The organism is Mesorhizobium sp. M1050, assembly GCF_040318715.1.
Classification (GTDB): domain Bacteria; phylum Pseudomonadota; class Alphaproteobacteria; order Rhizobiales; family Rhizobiaceae; genus Mesorhizobium.
This window is the reverse complement of record NZ_JAMYMV010000025.1, coordinates 18,732-35,453: the sequence shown is the minus strand read 5'-3', so window position 1 is coordinate 35,453 and position 16,722 is coordinate 18,732. Positions and strand designations below refer to the sequence as shown.

Sequence of the window (16,722 nt, the reverse complement as noted above, 5' to 3'; positions counted from 1 at the left end):
GCCGGACCCTTGATCGTCAGAAAATGAGTTCCCAAGTGGGTACCAACCCGCTGGTCCGGGCCCCTCTGGTGAGAGCCTCGTCACTCTTACGATGTCGGACCGATTTTCTGACAGCCGTGCCGACAGGGGATTGCCCTTGAGTTTTTTGTTCATCGAATGGCTCGGAACGCCGCTCTGGATGTGGTCGAGCTTTTTTGCCCTCGTTATCGCTATTCTGTCGTTCGACCTTGGAATTCTTCACAGGCAGGACAAGGAAATTGGCGTCCGCGAAAGCGTGATGCTTTCTGCCCTCTATGTCGCGCTCGGGCTCGCCTTCGGTGGCTGGGTATGGTGGTATCTCGGCGCCGACGCCGGCCTCGCCTATCTAACAGGCTTCGTCGTCGAAAAGACGCTGGCGCTCGACAACATCTTCGTAATTGCCCTGATATTCTCATTCTTTGCTGTGCCGCGCATCTACCAACACCGGGTGCTCTTCTGGGGCGTCCTCGGTGTCATGGTGCTGCGTGCCATTATGATCGGTGTCGGCGCGATGCTGGTCGCCGAGTTCGCTTGGGTTCTTTATATCTTCGCCGCGTTCCTGATCATCACCGGCATCAAGATGCTGATTGTCAAGGAGGCAGAACCCGACCTGTCCAAGAACATCCTCTTCCGCTTCATGCGCAATCGCTTTAAGGTCACCGAAGAGCACCACGGACAGCGGTTTTTCGTCAAAAAGACAAATCCCGGAACAGGCCAGGCGAGTTGGTTCATCACGCCGCTCTTCATGGCCCTGGTGATGGTCGAGGTGGCCGACATCATCTTCGCCGTGGATTCCGTCCCTGCCATTTTCGCGATCACGACCGACCCATTCATCGTCTACACCTCGAACGTCTTTGCGATCCTCGGCCTTCGCGCCCTCTATTTCGCGCTTGCGGCGATGATCCACCGCTTCCGTTATCTGAAGCCCGCGCTCGCTATCGTCCTGGTCTTCATCGGCTCGAAGATCTTCGTCGCCGATCTCCTTGGCCTTGAAAAGTTCCCGGCCGCCTTCTCGCTCGGCATTACCTTTGCGATCATCGCCGCCGGCGTGGTCTGGAGTCTTCTCAAGACCAGGGATCAGCAGCGGCGGTCCGCGTGAACGGGGAGTCGACCCTGTCAAGGTCGTGGACTGGTTGGAACATGTCAGCGACGCCGACGACGGCCCTTGGCCTCCTTCGCTCGGTCGCGGCGCGTATGGAAAAGAGAGTTCGCTCACCAGGATTACCACCCGGCGAGCGAACCCTATCGGCGCAGGAAGGGACGTAGCTGCGCCGATGTGCAAATCTTCATGGGTTATCTCCTGGACGATCAGCCAAGGGCTAGTCCAATAGCCATCAAGGTGATGGCCATCGCGAAGACTGGTGCGAGCAACCAGCGCGCCTGGCCAACGCTCTTCTCCATCGGTTTCCTCCCACAACTTGCAGCGGACAACGACCGCAAACAGCGGCCGTTCCGGGCTACGCCCTTGGTAAGACCATTGCCTTTTGCGATCAGACTTAAGTCCCCTGCTCCGCCCGACCGAAGCCCAGCCGTGGGAACGTTTGCACCTGCCCCAAGTTCGAGTGATTGGCGCAGACGATGTAGTGCTGCGTCGGTTTGCAAAGGAGGAATTCATGAAAATGCATCTTACCACCGCGGCGGCGGCGCTTCTGTTGCTTGCAGGTATCGGAGCAGCCGCAGCCGAGGACATTATCCTCCAGCCCGAGCAGGAAACAGTCATCCGTGAATATGTGAAGAAGCAGCCCCTCGCTTCGGTGAAGCTTCCCGGTGTGGAACTCAATGTTGGAACAGCGCTGCCCGACACGGTCGAGCTTCACGAAGTCCCCACCGTCAAATACCGCTACACAGTGATCGACAACCGAACAGTTGTCGTGGATCCGGGTACCCACAAGATCATCAAGATCATCGACTGAACCAGCCGCTGTCGGCTGAAGCCCGCCGCCCTTTGGGGCCACGGGCTTCGCAGCAAAACGGATGCAGATCGCCATGAACCGTGAGACTGAAATATCCCAAGCGCTGGGGGTGCGCGTGGCTGACCTCAAGGCCAAGATGCAAGAGGCCCGCATCACCAAGGGCGAAATGAAGACCTTCCAGAAAGTCGCGGCCATGATGGAGGACCGCGAGGGGCGAATTCAGGGCGACGACCTGATCGCCGCGTCTTTCGTCTCCGATCTGATCAGCCAAAATCCCGACTAGCCATGGCGACAATCAGCAGACTTTTTGATTCGCCTGCCGAAGCTGCCCGGGTCGCAGGCGACCTTAGGGGAGCTGGAATTCCTCGGGTGGAGATCGCCATCATTGGACCTTACCGGGACGAAGCGGAATTTCTATGGGCGCTCGCTCTGGGATCAATCGCTGGCGCTGGCGCTGGCGGGTTGGCCTGGTTGAGCGGCGTTGCCGTTCACGCCATCAATCCTCTTGCTGCGGGACTATCGGCAACAGCGATGGCAGGCGCTGTCTTTGGCGGCCTTGCCGGCGGCCTGCTCGGCACATTCACCACGAGTTCCGCAAAGACGAATGATGCGAGCATGGCTGAGGGCATCATTTTGGTGACGGCGCATGTCGATGAAAACGAGATCGATGCCGCTCAGGCGGTGCTCGGGGACGAATCGGCGAAGTTCGTTGCCGAAGCAGCGTGAGAGTTCGCAGGGAAATTGAACGAATGGCCCGACAATTTGGAGGGCGGGCACGGTGCGGCGGCTGGCTTACCGCTATCAGCTGCCGAAGTTTGCACGTCGACCAGCCGATCGGAACGAACAGCTGCACAAGCTTTTCCAAGTCGGAGACAACCAAAATGCGAAAGCCCGCCGCGGCTCACGCCGAGTGACCCGAGGAACGTTCCTGTATGAAAGGCTCAGTTCAGCGGCACGGTCCTTCTCGATCGCAAACTTTGACGAAAATGGCCGTCAGCGCTAGGTACTTCGATGCGGTATGACGGGCTCTATGTAACGGCAAGCCGGATGCGACATGAATTCGAATTCAACGACAGTCTCGCCACTGGCCCTGATGATTGCGCTGTTTCTTGTCGTCGGCTGTTCATCGATCGGCAGAACTGTCGATCCGGCGAAATACGATGCGATGTCGTGCCCTGAGCTCAACAGCGCGCTGGGAGGCATCGCCCGCGACATCTCGCGAACCGCAATTACCCGCGGCAAAGTCGCGAATACCAACGTTCCGCGCTGGCTGCCGGGCGGCTCGCGTGTAAAAACCGCGGTCGCCGACCGTGAAACGGCCAGGATCGACCGGCTGAAACAGCAGCAAGATACCATAGTTGCGGTGCGGGCAAACAAGTGCCCGAGGTCAACGGACTGAGTGAACAGGCACTGTCTGGTGCTTTGCGCCTTTTGGTGGCTACGGTCTCAGGCGCTCAACCGAAACCGTGTGACGTCGATCGCCGCGGCCATCAGCGTCTGGGTGTAGACGTGCTGCGGATTGCTGAAAATCGCCTCGGTCGGCCCTTCCTCGACGATCTTGCCCTGTTTCATGACGATGATGTAGTCGGCCATGGCGCGCACGACTGACAGATCGTGGCTGATGAAGAGGTAGGACAGCTCGTGGTCGGCCTGCAGCTTGCGCAGCAGTTCGACGATCTGTTTTTGCACCGAGCGGTCGAGTGCCGAGGTCGGTTCGTCCAGCACCACCAGCTTGGGCTTCAGGATCATGGCACGGGCAATGGCGATGCGCTGCCGCTGGCCGCCGGAGAATTCGTGCGGGTAGCGGTTGCGGGCATTGGGATCGAGGCCGACCTCGCGCAAGGCCTCGACCGCGCGCTGGTCGCGTTGCTTGCCCGAAAGGTTCGGCTCATGCACCAGAAGTCCTTCGGTGACGACCTGGCCGACGGTCATGCGCGGCGATAGTGAACCGAACGGATCCTGGAAGACGAGCTGCATCTGGCGCCGCAGCGGCCGCATCGCCTGTCGGTCGGCAGTGGAAATGTCGCGATCGCCGAAACGGATGATGCCGTCGCTCGGTAATAGTCGCAGCAAGGCGCGGCCGAGCGTCGATTTGCCCGAGCCGGATTCACCGACGATGCCGATGGTCTGGTTGCGCTGCAGCCGGATCGAGATGTGATCGACCGCACGTAGCATCAGCGGCTCGCCAGCAAGAAACCCGCCGCCGATCCTGAACGTCACTTCGACATTCCTGCCTTCGAGCAGCACCGGGGCGTTGGCGGGCGGCGGCGCCTTGTGGCCGGTCGGCTCGGCTGCCAGCAGCATTTTCGTATAGGCATGCTGCGGGTTGACGAAGATGGCTTCAGCCTCCCCCTCCTCCACAACTTCGCCCTGGCGCATGACATAGACACGGTCGGCAAAGCGACGGACGATGCCAAGATCGTGGGTGATGAAGACGATCGCCATGCCGAGCTTGCGCTGCAATTCGGCCAAGAGCATCAGGATTTGCGCCTGGATGGTTACGTCGAGCGCCGTCGTCGGCTCGTCGGCGATCAGGATGTCGGGATCGTTGGCGAGCGCCATGGCAATCATCACGCGCTGGCGCTGGCCGCCAGACATTTCGTGCGGATAGGACTTCATCCGCCGCTCGGGATCGGGAATATGCACCAGCCGCAGCAGCTTGAGCGCCTCTTCGCGCGCCTCGGCGACATTCAAGCCGCGATGCCGGCGGATCGGCTCGATCAGCTGATTGCCGATCGAATAGAGAGGATCGAGCGACGTCATCGGCTCCTGAAAGATCATGCTGATCTTCCGGCCACGGACCTTGTTGAGCTCGGATTTGCTCAGAGCCAGAAGGTTGCGACCGCGATAGTCGACGCTGCCTGTCGCTTCGCCATTCGATGCCAGCAGGCTCATCGCCGCCATCATCGTCTGGCTCTTGCCGGAGCCGGACTCACCGACGACGGCAACGGTTTCGCCCGCGTTGACGTGGATGTTGATGCCCTTGACCGCCTCGACCGCGCCGTCGAGCGTGCGGAAGCGGACGCGCAGGTCCTTGACGCTGAGGATCGTTTCGGAAGCAGCCATCTCAGTGATCCCCATCTTAGCGATCCCTTGGGTCGAGCGCGTCGCGAAGGCCGTCGCCGACGAAGTTCAAGGCGAACAGCGTCGAGACGAGGAAGAAGGCGGGAAACAGGAGCAGCCAGTTGGCGGTGCCGATATTCTTGGCGCCGACCGAGATCAGTACGCCCCAGCTGGTCATCGGCTCCTGCACACCGAGCCCCAGGAACGACAGGAAGCTCTCCAGGATGATGACCTGCGGCACCAGCAGCGTCATGTAGATCACCACAGGCCCGAGCAGATTGGGGATGACGTGGCGCAGGAGAATGCCGCGCTGGCCGACACCCATGGCCTCCGCCGCCTGGACATATTCCTGCCGGCGGATCGACAGTGCCTGACCGCGCACGATGCGCGCCATGTCGAGCCACAGCACGGCGCCGACCGCCAGGAACATCAGCACGAAGTTGCGGCCGAAGAACACCACCAGCATGATGACGAAGAAGATGAAGGGCAAGGAATAGAGCACGTCGACGATGCGCATCATCACCTCGTCGACCTTGCCGCCGGCAAAGCCGGCAGCGGCGCCGTAGACCACGCCGATGACCACCGCCACGATGCCGGCGAGCAGGCCGATGGCCAGAGATATGCGCCCGGCCATCAGCGTGCGAGACAATAGATCGCGGCCGGTGTTGTCGGTGCCGAACAGGAAGTATTGCTGCTTGATCGAGGCGCTCATCGTCACTTCGAGGCCGTCAGGCGACTTGCTTTCGATCTTGGTGCCGTCAAAGGCATCGGAACGATCGAGATAGCGGATGTTGCGGTCGTCGATCGGCTTGGTCGACTTGACGGTAACGAAGACCTGGTTGCCATCCTGCCGCCACTCCTTGAGGTCGACCCGCATGCGTTTGATCGCTTCGGTGAGTGCCGTCTCGATGGTGTCGGCCTTCGGGTAGGCCGAAAGGCTTGGCGGCGTGCGCACATAATCACCGTAGATGGTCGTGTATTGATGCGGCACGAGTGAGGGGCCGACCACGCTGATGAGCGCGATCAAAGCGAGGTAATAGAGGCTGAACATGGCGGCGCGATTGCCCTTGAGGCGCGCCCAGGCGTCCCCCCAGAGCGAGCGGCCGATGACGGCGGGAGCCGTGGCTGCGATGTCAGTCATAGCGCACCCTCGGGTCGACGACCGCGTACATGACGTCGACAATCAGGTTGAAAACGATGGTGAAGATGGCGATCACCACCACCGTTCCCATCACCAGCGTATAATCGCGGTTGAGCGCGGCATCGACGAAATAGCGGCCGACACCGGGAATGGAGAAGATCGTCTCGACGATGACCGAACCGGTCAGCAGAGCCGCGGCCGCCGGGCCGGTGAAGGAGACGATCGGCAGGATGGCGCCACGTAGCGCGTGCTTGACCACTACCGACCAATCGGAGAGGCCGAGCGCGCGTGCCGTGCGGATGTGATGGGATCGCAGCGATTCGATCATCGAGCCGCGCATCAGGCGGGCGACGATGGCGATCTGCGGCAGAGCGAGAGTCAGCACCGGGCCGACCTTGTTGATGAAAGCGCCATCGCCCCATCCACCGATCGGCAGCAGTTTCCAGGTCAGCCCGAACAGAAGCTGGATCACCGGCGCGATCACGAAGGTGGGAATCGTGCTGCCGGCGGTCGCCAGCGCGATCACCGTATAGTCGCCAAGCTTGTTCTGGTTGAGCGCGGCAATGGTACCGAGCACGGAACCGAGCAGAAGCGCCAGGACGAGTGCCGACGCGCCGAGCTGGACCGAAATAGGCAGTCCCTTGGCGAAGAGTTCGGTGACGGTGAAATCCGGCATGTTGTAGCTCGGCCCGAAATTGCCGCGCAAAAGATTGCCGAGATAGTGGACAAATTGCAGCCAGAGCGGGTCGTTGAGACCGAACTGAGCTTCGAGATTGGCTCTGATCTCAGGGCTCAGCCCCCGCTCCTGGTTGAACGGGCCGCCTGGCGCGACGCGCATCAGGAAAAACGCCATTGTCACGATGACGAACAGCGTCGGAATGGCGGTCAGAAGCCGCCTTAATACATATCGCAGCATCGGTGCCCCGCTTGATCCAGAGCAGTGTACGTCCAACTGGACGATTATGCTCTAGCGTTCAAATCTTCGCACCGACATTGTCGAAAATCGATCCGGTTCCCGGGCCGATGCGATGGCAAACCAGCACCGCCGCGCATGAGTTGCGCGGCGGCCCAGCCAAGGGATCAGTCCTTGCTGATGAAGCGGGACGGATGGATGTCCATCACATTGTCGTCGAAGCCGTGCAGCTTCGAGGACACGATGTCGTGGTAGCTGTAGTAGAGCAGCGGGATCTGGCCGACATCGTCAACCAGAATGCGCTCGGCCTCGGAGAGCTCCTTCATGCGCTCCTCGGGCTTGCCGCCGGCGGCGGCTGCCTTGTCCATGGCCGCTTCATAGGCCGGGCTGTTGTAGTTCGAATAATTGTTGCCGCTGGCCTTGCGCGAGATGCCGAGGAAGGTTTCCGGGTCCTTGTAATCTGCGATCCAGGCGGCACGCGCCACATCGTAGTCGCCCTTCTGCTCGAGGAACGAGTAGTGGGTCTTGGTGTCGGTGTTGAGCAGCGTGATCTCGACGCCAAGCGGCTTCAATTGTTCCTGGATGGCGACAGCGGTGTTCTTGTGGTTTTCCGAGGTGTTGTAGCGGATCTCCATCTTCAACGGATGCTCGGGTGTATAGCCGAGTTTCTCGAGGATCTTCTTGGCTGCGTCTTCGCGGTCGATCTGCGGCATGTCGGCGTATTTGGCCAGTGCCGGCGTGTAGCCTTCGATGCCCGGAGGTACCATCGAATAGCCGGGCAGCATCGAGTTCTGCCAGACTTTTTCGGCGAGAAAGTCGCGATCGATCGCCATCGAGATGGCGTTGCGCAGTTCGACATTATCCCACGGCGCCTTATCGGTCTTGATCGCATAATAGTAGGTGCCGAGATATGGCCCGACACGGACCTGGTCGCCGAATTTGGTCTTGAGGTCGGCGAGCTGTTCGGTCGGCAGGTCACCGTAACTGTCGAGTTCACCGGCCTCGAAGCGCTTCATCGCCGACGAGCGATCCTCGGTCGGGATATAGTTGACCACGTCGACCTTGACGGTCGCCGCGTCCCAGAATTTCGGATTCTTGACCAGCTTCAGATGGTCGTTGGGAATCCACTCCGCCGCTGTATAAGCCCCGTTGGAGACCAACTTGCCTGCCTTGATCCAGTCGGCGCCAAGCTTTTCGATAGACGCCTTGTTAACCGGATAGGTCGCCTGGTGGGTCAGCATCTCCAGGAAGTAAGGCGTCGGCGCCTTCAGCGTGACTTCGAGGGTATTTGCGTCAAGCGCCTTGACGCCCATGTCCTCCGGCTTGCCCTTCTTGGTGTTGACTTCCTCGGCGTTCTTCACGGGATAGAGCATGGAAGCGTATTCGGCAGCGGTGGCTGGATCTTCCAGCCGACGGAACGAATAAACGAAGTCGTCGGCCGTCACCGGGCTGCCGTCCGACCAGAGGCCGTTCTTGCGCAGCTTGAAGGTGTAGACTGTGCCGTCGTCGGACACCGTCCAGCTTTCGGCGGCGCCCGGAATGAGGTTCGTCTTCTGGTCATGCATGACGAGGCCCTGGAACAGGTCGCGTATGATATCGGCTTCGTATACCGTCGACGTCTTGTGCGGATCGAGCGTCTCCGCTTCGGCGGCGGATCCGCGGTTGTAGACGGTCTCGGCGAAAGCGGGCGTGTAGAACGTGCCGGCTGTCACCGCCATGGTCGTGGCGAACACAGTCGCCCTCAGCATGTTTTTCAGCATGAAGTTCTCCCTGTCGGCGCTGCCCGTCGGCGCGCCTTTACGTGTTGACGCCCCGGAGCCGATATCTGACTCCTTCGAGCGCGCCACCGGTTCCCTCCGATGGCTGGTGGCAGGAGACTAGACAGGAGGTAAGCTCTTTTCAACTGAGTACTGATTGACCCTAAGTCAGCAATGAGAAGAAAGAAGCTATCGCTAAATTAGAACATGCCTTCAATCGCTCACACCGCCAGGTTGCACCTGGGGTTTCCGCTTTTTGCATGCGAACTTTGGCATGTTCAGCGACATGGTTCGCCGTCTCATTCTCATGGCCAGAAGCCGCCGATTCCGGATAAGTGCTTCGGGAACTTCGGCGGTTGAGTTCGCCCTGCTCTCACCGATCTTCATCCTCATCCTGCTTGGAATGGTCGCGTACGGCATATATTTCGGTGCGGCCAACTCTATCCAGCAAATCGCGGCGGACGCCGCACGGACAGCCATTGCTGGGATGAACCAGACCGAACGGCAAACGCTCGTGGCCAGCTTCGTCACCAACAATGCCGGTGGATATCCGTTCGTGGATGCGAACAAGCTAACCTATCAGGCCAATGACAGCACAGCCGATGGCAGCCAGTTCGTGGTTTCCATTCACTACGATGCCCGCAACCTGCCGATATGGAATCTCTTCCCTGGCATCGCGATGCCAGGGACCACGATCACGCGCCAGTCAACCATACGGGTCGGAGGTATCTGAGTGTTGCCGCATGCGCGCAAGGAGATCGGCCGGCTGGCGCGGTTGATGCTGAGTGACAGAAAGGCGAATTTTGCCGTGATGACCGCGCTCATGGCGCCGGTCGGGCTTGCGCTGGCTGCCGTCGCCATCGACGAAGCCTCGATCTACACCGAGCGTCGCGAAGCACAAGCAATGGTGGACTTGGCCGCGATCACCGCCGCCTCGAACATCACAAAGATCGACACCGCAGTCGTGACCACGCTGACCGACAACGGCATGCCGGGGGTTGTCGTTCAAGGCTCTGGACAGACGATCGCACCGGCCGTCGGCAAAACCGTCGTTTCGGTCACACCGGGACGATACGCGGCATCCGGTGCTAACGTAAGCCAGCGCTTCCAGGCCAACTTGACACCCTACAATGCCGTCCGCGTAACCCTGAAGAAGATCCCGGCCCGCTATTTCGCGAGTTCACTGATCCCCACTCCGGTCATCGGCACTGAGGCGACGGCCAGCATGACACCGCTGGCAACGTTCTCGGTAGGGTCGAGGCTGGCCAGCGTCAATGGCGGCATCCTCAACGCGCTTCTGAGCGGACTTCTCGGCGGCAACATTTCGCTCAGCGTCATGGACTACAACGGGTTGATCTCGGCCGATGTCAGCGTCCTCTCCTTCATCAGTGCCCTTGCCACGCAAGCGAACGTGACCGGCGGTACCTATTCGGATGTGCTGGCCTCCAAGGCGACCGTCGGCCAGATCGCTACCGCCATGGCCAATGTGCCTGGAGTTGGCAATACGGCCAAGGTCGCCCTGCAGACGATCGCGTCCAAGTCGACCAGCACGGTCAAGATCCCGCTCAGCAGCCTTGTCGACCTCGGCTCCGTGGGCAGCGTGGGGTTGGGGCAAACCCCGACAGGCCTAGGGGTCGATGCAAGCGCCATGGGAATGCTGACTGCCGCCGCAGTGCTGGCTAACGGCACCAACCAGGCTCAGGTCAATCTCGGAGCCACCGTACCGGGGCTCCTTTCCACCAAGCTTACAATTGCGATTGGCGAGCCGGCACAATTTTCGCCATGGCTCGCGGTCGGTAGAATCGGTACCACGGTGCGCACGGCCCAGACGCGCATCAAGCTGGTGGCCAGCGTCGGGGTCGGCACGCCTGGTCTCGGCGGCGGCGTCAGTCTGCTGGCCGTCAACCTGCCGCTCAATGTGGAAGTCGCCTATGCCGAAGCCAAACTGACCGACATCACTTGTCCGACAGGGCCTTCCAGCATCAAGGTTTCCATCGCGGCCCACCCAGGCATTGCCGCACTGCATCTGGCCAACAGCAACACTTCAGGCTTTGGCGACTTCAGCCAACCGCAGACATTCACCGACGCTGAAATCGCGGATGCGAACCTCAAGCTGCTGCTGACCAACATTCCGCTGATACAGATGATGGGCTCCGCCGCCACCGCGATCACCAACAACAACCCGACAACACTGACCTTCGATGCGGCCGACATCGCCAACAAGACGATCAAGACCGTTTCGACGCGCAACATTACACAATCGCTCGCCACGTCTCTGGTCAGCAACCTGTCGCTTTCGGTCAATGCGCTTGGCCTGGGGATCGACCTGACAGCCCTGACCGGAGCGGTCAAGCCGGCGGTGGTGACGGCGCTGAACGGTGTAACAGCGCCCGTCGACGACTTGCTCTACAATGTGCTCTCGGCGCTGGGTGTCGGCGTCGGCGAGGCCGATGTACGGGTTACAGGCGCGACCTGCGGACGCTCGGTACTCGTCCAGTAAGGACGGACGTCAATCGAGGCGGCCAAGAAAATATCCGAGCGCAGGCAACGGGAGCCCGGTCTCCTCGACGGCAGCTGCATCGCCGGCAAGCTTTACGACCGCTCCGATATCAGGAGGCAAGGGCCAATTCGCCGGCTCCCCTGTGAAATTGAAGACACAGAGCAGTCTCTCGCCGCCGCCTTCGCGGATGAAGGCGAGCACGTCACCCTCAGCGTCAATAAAGAGGATCGAGCCTGTTACCAGCGCCTCATGCTCCCTGCGCAACGCCAGGGCGGCCCGATAGGACGTGAGCACCGATGTGGCGTCTGCATTCTGCACGTCGACCGCTCGGGCGCGATGGCTGGCCGGTATGGGCAGCCACGGCTTGGCCGTCGAGAAGCCCGCATTGTCGGCGCCGGCCTCCCAGACCATCGGCGTGCGACATCCATCCCTGCCCTTGATGCCCGGCCAGAAGCGGATGCCGACGGGATCGCGCAGATCCTCATAAGCAAGCTCCGCCTCCTCCAGGCCGAGTTCCTCGCCCTGGTAGAGGCAGATCGAGCCGCGCAGGCACGACAGCAGCATGATCGAGAATCTTGCGACCGCGTCGGGATCGCTGCCCGGCCTTGTCCAGCGGCTGACATGGCGCACCACGTCATGGTTGGAGAACGCCCAGCAGACCCAGCCATCGGAAACGGCCGCCTCGAAGGCTTCGACGCAGCCACGCACATGCGCCGCCGAGAACTGCGGCCCCAGCAGGTCGAAAGTGTAGCACATATGCAGCTTGTCGCCGCCTGAGGTGTAGGCGGCGAGCGTCTGCAGGGAGCGGCCCTCGTCGCCGATCTCGCCGACGGCGGCGCGGTCGTCATATTCGTCGAGCAGCGCCCTGAAGCGCCTGAGGAACGCCAGGTTTTCCGGCTGCGTCTTGTCGAACAGGTGCTCCTGGTAGAGGTAGGTGTTGGTCTCGCTGTTGGTGCCGGCGACGCTCGACGCCAGGGGCGGATTGCTGCGCAGCCAGCGGTCATGGACATAGTAGTTGACCGTATCCAACCGGAAGCCGTCGACCTCGCGCTCCAGCCAGAACCGCACCGTTTCCAGAAGCGCATCCTGAACCTCCGGATTGTGGAAATTCAGGTCCGGCTGCGAGGCGAGGAAATTGTGCATGTAATATTGCCGGCGGGTCGAATCCCATTCCCAGGCCGGGCCACCGAAAACAGAGAGCCAGTTGTTGGGCGCGCCGCCATCAGGCTTGGCGTCGGCCCAGACATACCAGTCGGCCTTGGGATTATCGCGGCTGGCGCGGCTTTCGACGAACCAGTCGTGTTTGTCGGATGAATGCGACAGCACCTGGTCGATGACGATCTTCAGGCCGAGACGATGCGCCTCGGCAACCAGCGCATCGAAATCCTCAAGCGTGCCGAACATCGGATCGACATCGCAGTAGTTCGACACGTCGTAGCCCATATCGGCCATCGGCGACTTGAAGAAGGGCGACAGCCAGACAGCATCGACACCAAGCGAGGCGACATGAGCGAGCCTCGACGTAATGCCTGCGAGATCGCCGCTGCCGTCGCCGGTCGTGTCCTGGAACGAGCGCGGATAGATCTGGTAGATGACGCAGCCGCGCCACCATCCGGCCTTGTCAGCTGACGCCATTGCGCTTCTCCCTTGTGCCGGCCTGCGCTTGTTCGATCATGAAGATCACCGTCCGCCCCGATACCGGCCGCGAGATGTCAGCTGCCTCGACGGCGGCGGTCCAGAAAAACCCTTCACGCTCAGGCAGGGTGACCATGCAGGCCCGACGATCGCCGTTGATGATGACGGCAAGGCGACCCTCGCCATCGATGGCGCCACCCAGGATCATGACAAGACGGTGCCGCTGCGGATCCTGCCAGCTCTGTTCATTGAGCGGCACGCCTGTCTCGGTCAGCCAGGCGACGTCCGGCATCTCCGAGCCTGCCGGCGACCGGCCAGTGAGGAAGCCTGTATCGGAAAGCACTGATGTCGCGCGGCGCAACGTCGAGAGCAGCGCCGTGTAGCGCTCAAGAGCCTGGTCGCGGCCGGCCCAGTCGAGCCAGGTGATCTCGTTATCCTGCGCATAAGCGTTGTTGTTGCCCTGCTGGGTGCGGCCGAATTCGTCGCCAGCCGTCAGCAAGATGGTGCCGCGCGAGGCAAACAGTGTGGCGAGCAGCGCGCGCTGGTCGTTCAGGCGAGCCGCTGCCACAGCCGGGTCGTCCGCATCCCCTTCGACGCCGTTGTTCCAGGACAAGTTCTCGTTGTGGCCGTCGCGATTCTGCTCGCCATTGGCCTCGTTGTGCTTGCGCTCGTAGCGCACGATGTCGGCGAGCGTCATGCCGTCATGGGCGGCGATGAAATTGACCGAGCGGCTGCCGTTTCGTCCCTTCGCGACAAACACATCGGACGAACCGGCCAGCCGGGTAGCCAGGGCGCCGACCATGCCGGCGTCGCCGCGCCAGAAGCGCCTGATATCGTCGCGGTACTTATCGTTCCATTCAAGGAAGGAAGGCGGGAAATTGCCGAGCTGATAGCCATCCAGGCCGATATCCCAGGGCTCGGCGATCAATACGCGCTCGGCTAGGAGCACATCTTCGCGCATCGCCTTCAGCAGCGGCGCCTCGGCATCGAATGTTCCTTCGACACGGCCCAGAATGGGCGCCAGGTCGAAGCGGAAACCATCGACGCCGGTATCCCGGACAAAGTGGCGAAGCGTGTCGAGGACCATTTCCCTGACGACCGGATGATCGCAAGCGACGGTGTTGCCGGTGCCGGTATCGTTGGCCAGCCTGCCGTCAGATGTATGCCGATAATAGGCCTGGTTATCGAGACCGCGCAGCGACAGCGTGGGCCCGAGCCTGTCGCTCTCGCCGGTATGGTTGAAGACGAGATCAAGGATGACGCCGATGCCAGCCCGGCGCAGCACGGCGACGGTGTTTCGCAATTCCATGATGCCGCCCGGCGCCAGGCGTGGATCGAGCGCCATGAACGTGACGGGATTGTAGCCCCAGGCGTTGCGCAGCCCGAGCGACGGCAAATGCCGCTCATCGATCGATGCCGTCACCGGCATCAGTTCGACCGCGCCAACGCCGAGTTTTTTTAGGTGCTCGATTATCGCGGGGTGAGCCAACGCCGCGACCGTACCGCGCAATTTTTCCGGAACGTCTGGGTGCAGCATTGTGAAGGCGCGCACCGGCACTTCGTAGATCAGATCACCGGGCTGAAAGAGCGGCGGCGCAGCCTGCACCGGCTTCGGCAAGGCAACCGCAATCGCCTTCGGCATCAGCGGCGCGGTATCGGCGCCCTCGCCGCGACGCTGGGCCAGCCGCCAGTCATAGGCGTAAGACCTGTCGATCTCGACGGCGTAAGGGTCGGTCAGGAGCTTGGCGGGGTCGAACCACAGCCCGCGCTCCGGCGCGTAGTCGCCATCGGCGCGAAAACCGTAGCGGGTGCCGGGGCCAAGACCCGCAACAAACAGCGCATGGACGCCCTCGCCTTCCGGCCGCAGCTCGAGCCGTTCGATTTCCCGATTGCCCTGCTCGTTGAAGATCGAGACCCAGAGCCGTCTGGCGGCCTGCGACCAGGCGGCAAAGCGGATGCCGTCGCGGGTGACGGTAGCGCCGAGCTGGCTCACCAGCGCGTCCTCCACCCTCCCCCTTGTGGGGAGGGTCGCGAACGAAGTGAGCGGGGTGGGGGGCGGCGCAGGAAAAGCGCTTTATGAGCACCCCCATCTCGCTCCGCAACGCGGATCGACCCTCCCCACAAGGGGGAGGGTGAAGCCACCGCCACCCTCAAGTGATCACGCTCGGCTTGTTGCGACCGGTGTGACTCTTGATCCCGGCAATATCATCGGCCGCGGCAATCAGATCGGCAAGTGCGGCCTGCGTGTCGAGATCGTGTCTCGACTTGTCCGGCTCATAGCGCTCGATATAAACGCGCAACGTCGCGCCCGACGTGCCGGTGCCGGACAACCGGAAGACGACGCGCGAACCGCCTTCGAACATAACCCTGATGCCCTGATGCTCGCTGGTCGAACCATCGACCGGATCGTGATAGGCAAAATCGTCGGCACTGGCGACTGTCATGCCTCGCACGCTGGTGCCCGGCAACGCGCCGAGCCTGGCGCGGAGTTCGTCGACCAGCGCGTTGGCACGGTCGCTCTCGACCTCTTCATAGTCATGCCGCGAATAGTAATTGCGGCCGTAGGTTGCCCAGTGCTCGGTGACGATCTGCTTGCAGCTTTCGCCGCGCGCGGCAAGGATGTTGAGCCACAGCAGCACCGCCCACAGACCGTCCTTCTCGCGAACATGGTTGGAGCCGGTGCCAGCACTTTCCTCGCCGCAAATCGTCGCCATGTCGGCGTCGAGCAGATTGCCGAAGAACTTCCAGCCGGTCGGCGTCTCGTAGATGCCGATGCCGAGTTTTTCAGCAACACGATCGGCAGCGCCACTGGTCGGCATCGAGCGGGCAATGCCTTTCAAACCAGCCTTGTAGCCGGGCGCCAGGCGGGCGTTAGCGGCGAGCATGGCGACTGAATCCGACGGAGTGACGAAAATGCCCTTGCCGATGATCAGATTGCGGTCGCCGTCGCCGTCCGAGGCAGCGCCGAAATCCGGTGCGTCCGGCCCCATCATCTCGTCATAGAGGTGTTTGGCATGGACGAGGTTCGGGTCCGGGTGATGGCCGCCGAAATCCGGCAACGGCTTGAAGTTGCGGCAGGTGCCGTTGGGCGCACCCAGCCGGTTTTCCAGGATTTCCTTGGCATAGGGGCCGGTCACGGCATGCATGGCGTCGAAGCGCATGCGGAAGCCGGACTTGAACAGTTTGCGCAATGCGTCGAAATCAAACAGGCTTTCCATCAGCTCGGCATAGTCGGCGACCGGATCGATGATCTCGACCGTCATGCCGGCGACCTCGACCGTGCCTGTTGTGTCGATGTCGATCGGATCGATATCGGCGGTTCTGAAGCTCGAGATCGCCTTGGTCTTGGCGAATATCGCGTCGGTCAGCTTTTCAGGCGCCGGGCCGCCATTGCCGGCATTGTACTTGATGCCGAAATCCTCGTGCGGGCCGCCCGGATTGTGGCTGGCCGACAGGATGATGCCGCCGAAGGTCTTGTATTTGCGGATGACATGCGAGGCGGCCGGCGTCGACAGGATGCCGCCCTGGCCGACCATCACCTTGCCGAAGCCGTTGGCGGCCGCCATGGCGATTGCCTTCTGGATGACCTCGCGGTTGTAGAAGCGGCCATCGCCGCCGATCACCAGGGTCTTGCCCTTGAAACCATCGAGCGCGTCGAAGATCGACTGGATGAAGTTCTCGGCATAGTGCTCCTGCTGGAACACCGGCACCTTCTTGCGCAGGCCCGACGTGCCGGGCTTCTGATCGGAATAGGGTTTGGTGGGGACGGTCCGTATCATGCT

The 16,722-nt window shown here is 61.5% G+C and carries 14 protein-coding genes; 7 read left to right on the top strand and 7 right to left on the bottom strand.

The genetic code is table 11. From position 1 onward, the window contains the following. Positions 1 to 130 precede the first annotated feature (130 nt). The 5 genes from NKH57_RS15885 (at position 131) to NKH57_RS15865 (ending at position 3,330) form a co-directional block, all read left to right on the top strand. A complete protein-coding gene (locus tag NKH57_RS15885; RefSeq protein ID WP_352945325.1) occupies positions 131 to 1,117 on the top strand; it encodes a TerC family protein in 987 nt (328 codons plus the stop codon). A 514-nt stretch (positions 1,118 to 1,631) separates the two neighbouring features. Continuing rightward, complete coding sequence (locus NKH57_RS15880) at positions 1,632 to 1,931, top strand: DUF1236 domain-containing protein (protein ID WP_352945323.1); 300 nt, start codon at positions 1,632 to 1,634, stop codon at positions 1,929 to 1,931. 61 nt (positions 1,932 to 1,992) lie between these two features. Next, complete coding sequence (locus tag NKH57_RS15875; protein WP_352945321.1) at positions 1,993 to 2,214, top strand: hypothetical protein; 222 nt, start codon at positions 1,993 to 1,995, stop codon at positions 2,212 to 2,214. Between the two features lie 86 nt (positions 2,215 to 2,300). Next, positions 2,301 to 2,657: a hypothetical protein gene (locus tag NKH57_RS15870; protein WP_352945319.1), complete on the top strand. Its 357-nt coding sequence runs from the start codon at positions 2,301 to 2,303 to the stop codon at positions 2,655 to 2,657. 367 nt (positions 2,658 to 3,024) lie between these two features. Then, positions 3,025 to 3,330 carry a hypothetical protein gene (locus NKH57_RS15865; protein ID WP_352945317.1) on the top strand — a complete coding sequence of 102 codons (306 nt, stop codon included), beginning with the start codon at positions 3,025 to 3,027 and terminating at the stop codon, positions 3,328 to 3,330. 47 nt (positions 3,331 to 3,377) lie between these two features. Here the strand turns inward: NKH57_RS15865 and NKH57_RS15860 are convergent, their stop codons facing one another. The 4 genes from NKH57_RS15860 to NKH57_RS15845 all read right to left on the bottom strand — a co-directional run bounded on the left by NKH57_RS15860 (position 3,378) and on the right by NKH57_RS15845 (position 8,808). Next, positions 3,378 to 4,997, bottom strand: a complete 1,620-nt coding sequence (locus NKH57_RS15860) for an ABC transporter ATP-binding protein (protein ID WP_352829915.1) — start codon at positions 4,995 to 4,997, stop codon at positions 3,378 to 3,380. Positions 4,998 to 5,013: 16 nt separating this feature from the next. After that, entirely contained in the window at positions 5,014 to 6,135 is a 1,122-nt protein-coding gene (locus NKH57_RS15855; RefSeq protein ID WP_352945315.1) for an ABC transporter permease subunit, read from the bottom strand. Then, the gene (locus NKH57_RS15850; protein ID WP_056580795.1) at positions 6,128 to 7,051 is read right to left on the bottom strand and encodes an ABC transporter permease subunit; all 924 of its coding nucleotides are present in this window, start codon (positions 7,049 to 7,051) and stop codon (positions 6,128 to 6,130) included. Before NKH57_RS15850 ends, NKH57_RS15855 begins: the two co-directional genes overlap by 8 nt. 164 nt (positions 7,052 to 7,215) lie before the next feature. Further along, positions 7,216 to 8,808 (bottom strand): peptide ABC transporter substrate-binding protein, encoded by a 1,593-nt coding sequence (locus tag NKH57_RS15845; protein ID WP_352945312.1) that lies wholly within the window; start codon positions 8,806 to 8,808, stop codon positions 7,216 to 7,218. A gap of 283 nt (positions 8,809 to 9,091) precedes the next feature. Between NKH57_RS15845 and NKH57_RS15840 the strand changes: the two genes are divergently transcribed. Then, a complete protein-coding gene (locus NKH57_RS15840) occupies positions 9,092 to 9,538 on the top strand; it encodes a TadE/TadG family type IV pilus assembly protein (RefSeq protein WP_352945381.1) in 447 nt (148 codons plus the stop codon). After that, positions 9,539 to 11,305 (top strand): Tad domain-containing protein, encoded by a 1,767-nt coding sequence (locus tag NKH57_RS15835; RefSeq protein WP_352945310.1) that lies wholly within the window; start codon positions 9,539 to 9,541, stop codon positions 11,303 to 11,305. 9 nt (positions 11,306 to 11,314) lie between these two features. On the opposite strand, the gene bglA is transcribed toward NKH57_RS15835, so the two are convergent. The 3 genes from bglA to NKH57_RS15820 all read right to left on the bottom strand — a co-directional run bounded on the left by bglA (position 11,315) and on the right by NKH57_RS15820 (position 16,719). After that, a complete protein-coding gene (gene bglA / locus NKH57_RS15830) occupies positions 11,315 to 12,940 on the bottom strand; it encodes a beta-galactosidase BglA (protein WP_352945308.1) in 1,626 nt (541 codons plus the stop codon). Then, a complete protein-coding gene (gene glgX / locus NKH57_RS15825) occupies positions 12,927 to 14,933 on the bottom strand; it encodes a glycogen debranching protein GlgX (protein ID WP_352945306.1) in 2,007 nt (668 codons plus the stop codon). Before glgX ends, bglA begins: the two co-directional genes overlap by 14 nt. Before the next feature lie 157 nt (positions 14,934 to 15,090). Further along, entirely contained in the window at positions 15,091 to 16,719 is a 1,629-nt protein-coding gene (locus NKH57_RS15820; RefSeq protein WP_352945304.1) for an alpha-D-glucose phosphate-specific phosphoglucomutase, read from the bottom strand. Positions 16,720 to 16,722 lie beyond the last annotated feature (3 nt).